3 protein-coding genes and 1 pseudogene are annotated in these 2471 nt (G+C 70.1%); 1 reads left to right on the forward strand and 3 read right to left on the reverse strand.

Features of this window, described 5'->3' with window-relative positions; all coding sequences use genetic code 11:
• The coding region (locus x551_RS21145) for a multifunctional CCA addition/repair protein (protein WP_036251041.1) at positions 1 to 1128 on the reverse strand (1128 nt) is incomplete at its 3' end.
• Positions 1129 to 1236: 108 nt separating this feature from the next.
• On the opposite strand from x551_RS21145, the gene x551_RS21150 reads away from it, so the two are divergent.
• Complete coding sequence (locus x551_RS21150) at positions 1237 to 1458, forward strand: PEP-CTERM domain protein (RefSeq protein WP_036236355.1); 222 nt, start codon at positions 1237 to 1239, stop codon at positions 1456 to 1458.
• Between the two features lie 46 nt (positions 1459 to 1504).
• On the opposite strand, the gene x551_RS21155 is transcribed toward x551_RS21150, so the two are convergent.
• The gene (locus x551_RS21155; RefSeq protein WP_036236358.1) at positions 1505 to 2209 is read right to left on the reverse strand and encodes a glutathione S-transferase family protein; all 705 of its coding nucleotides are present in this window, start codon (positions 2207 to 2209) and stop codon (positions 1505 to 1507) included.
• A gap of 102 nt (positions 2210 to 2311) precedes the next feature.
• Positions 2312 to 2471 (reverse strand): annotated as a pseudogene (locus x551_RS27770) (complex I NDUFA9 subunit family protein); the annotation flags it as partial.

The following is a 2471-nucleotide window of genomic DNA, read 5'->3' on the forward strand; positions in this document are numbered from 1 at the left end:
CGCATAGGCCGTGTCCTCGAAGCCGAGCCGCCCGCGCGCGTCGCACTCGCAGGCCTGCAGCACCTCGTGGAAGCGCGCCGGCTTGCGGAAGGCGTCGCAGCGCTCGAGCAGGCGCACCAGCGCGGCGGCGCCGAACTCGCCGCTGCGGTGCACGTTGCCGTGTTCGCGCGCCACCACGTCGGCGAGTTCGCGGCAGTCGATCGGCACGCGCAGTCGCTCGTTCAGCCCCCGCAGCAGCGCCACGCTGCGCTGCTCGTGGCCGATGTGCCGCGGCAGCAGCTCCGCCGGGGTGCTGCCCTTGCCGAGGTCGTGGCCGAGGCAGGCGTAGCGCACCGTCAACGGCGCGTCGAGCCGCGCACTCATGTCCAGCACCATCATCAGGTGCACGCCGGTGTCGACCTCGGGGTGGTGTTCGGCGCGCTGCGGCACGCCCCACAGCCGCGCGACCTCGGGCAGCAGCCGCTGCAGTGCGCCGCATTCGCGCAGCAGCTCGAACATGCGCGACGGGCGCGGCTCCATCAGGCCGCGCGCGAGTTCCTGCCACACGCGTTCGGGGACGAGGTGGTCGACCTCGCCGCCGTCGACCATGCCGCGCATCAGGGCCAACGTCTCGGGTGCGACGGAAAACCCATCGAAGCGCGCCGCGAAGCGTGCGACCCGCAGGATGCGCACCGGGTCCTCGGCGAAGGCCGGCGACACGTGGCGGAGCACACGGGCTGCCAGGTCGCGCTGGCCGCCGTAGGGGTCGATCAGCGTGCCGTCGGCCGCGCGGGCGATGGCGTTGATGGTCAGGTCGCGCCGTGCCAGGTCTTGTTCCAGCGTCACGTCCGGTGCGGCGTGGAAGCTGAAGCCGTGATAGCCCGGACCCGTCTTGCGTTCGGAGCGTGCGAGTGCGTACTCCTCGTGCGTCTGCGGGTGCAGGAAGACCGGGAAGTCGCGTCCGACCGGCAGGAAGCCGGCGTCGAGCATCTGCTGCGGTGTGCTGCCGACGACCACCCAGTCCCGGTCTCGACCGGCGATTCCCAGCAATTCGTCGCGGACGGCGCCGCCGACAACAAAAACTTGAGCGTCTTGTGGCGCTGTGGCGACGAAATGAACCCCTTGTTCGGGGGGTGAACCTTGAGTCACGGGGTACCGCTCAAAGGGGGGCGCGCATACAAACGGTGATAGCGAGATGCGGCCTTTCCGACGCCAAAAGCGTCACCGCCGCAAAAGCATCTTAAACAGGGAAATGTCATGTTCATCAAACCGCTACTGGCTGCCGTGGTACTCGCAGGTGCTCTCGCACCGAGTTTCGCCGACCAGAAAGCCAAACCGGCGATCGCGGCCCAGCCGACCGAAAGCGAAGTCGCATTGAGCGCCACCGCCCCGGCTTCCGAGCCGAGCAATCTCGCGTTGATGCTGGCCGCCGTGGGCGTGCTCGGTTTCGTCGCGCACCGCCGCGGCCGTCACCGCTGAGCGCACGTCAGGCAGCGCAACGACAACGGGCCTTCGGGCCCGTTTCTCATGGAGCGTCCGAGGCGTCTGTCCGGGACTGTCGGTACGGCTCCTCGAAGTCCAGGAACTCCTGTTCGGCCAGGGCCTCGGCCACCCAGGCCTGCATGCCGGGCAGCGCGAACACCGCGTCGATGTAGGCCGCGGCGATGGGCGGCACCGGCAGCCCATAGGTCCTCAAGCGGCTGCACACCGGCGCGAAGTAGGCGTCGGCGATGGTGAAGCGGCCGAACAGCAACGGGCCGCCGTGCGCGCCCAGCAGCTCCGACCACAGCTCGACGATGCGCCGGACGTCCGCCCGCAGCCCGGGCTGCTCCTGCAGCAGGCGGGCGCCCACATCGGGCAAGCGGGCCTCGATGTTGAGCGGGCAGTGGCTGCGCAGCGCGCCGAAGCCGGCATGCATTTCGGCGCAGACGCTGCGGGCGCGGGCACGCGCCTTCGGATCGGCAGGCCACAGGCCCGCCTGCGGGAATTTCTCGGCCAGGTACTCGGCGATCGCCAGCGTGTCCCAGACCACGAAGCCATCGTCTTCGATCAGTACCGGCACCTTGCCGGCCGGCGTGTGCCGGGCCAGCGCCTGCTGGAACTTCGAATCGGCCGCCAGGCTGTCGAAGCGGATCATCACCTCCTCGAAGGGGATGCCGGCCTGACGCATCAGCACCCAGGGCCGCAGCGACCACGACGAGTAGTTCTTGTTGCCGATCACGAGCTGCATGGGGCCTCCTGTGGCCTCGATGCTAGCGGGACGCCCCGCATCCCGGATTGCATTCGCTGCATCGGATTGATGCACGCCGGCGGGTCCCGCCGGGCGGGCGCTTCAGTGCCGTCGTGCCAGCGCGCGAAACCCGTCGAGCCGCGCCGGGCCGCGCCCGGGACTCAGGTAACTCGGCCCGATCGCTTCCAGTGCCGCCGGCGTGATGCCGAGGGCCTGCAGCCCGGGCAGGCCGCCGCCGGCCACGTTGGGCACGCGCATCGAC

It is taken from the genome of Methylibium sp. T29, from assembly GCF_000576205.1.
Taxonomy (GTDB): Bacteria; Pseudomonadota; Gammaproteobacteria; order Burkholderiales; family Burkholderiaceae_C; genus Methylibium; species Methylibium petroleiphilum.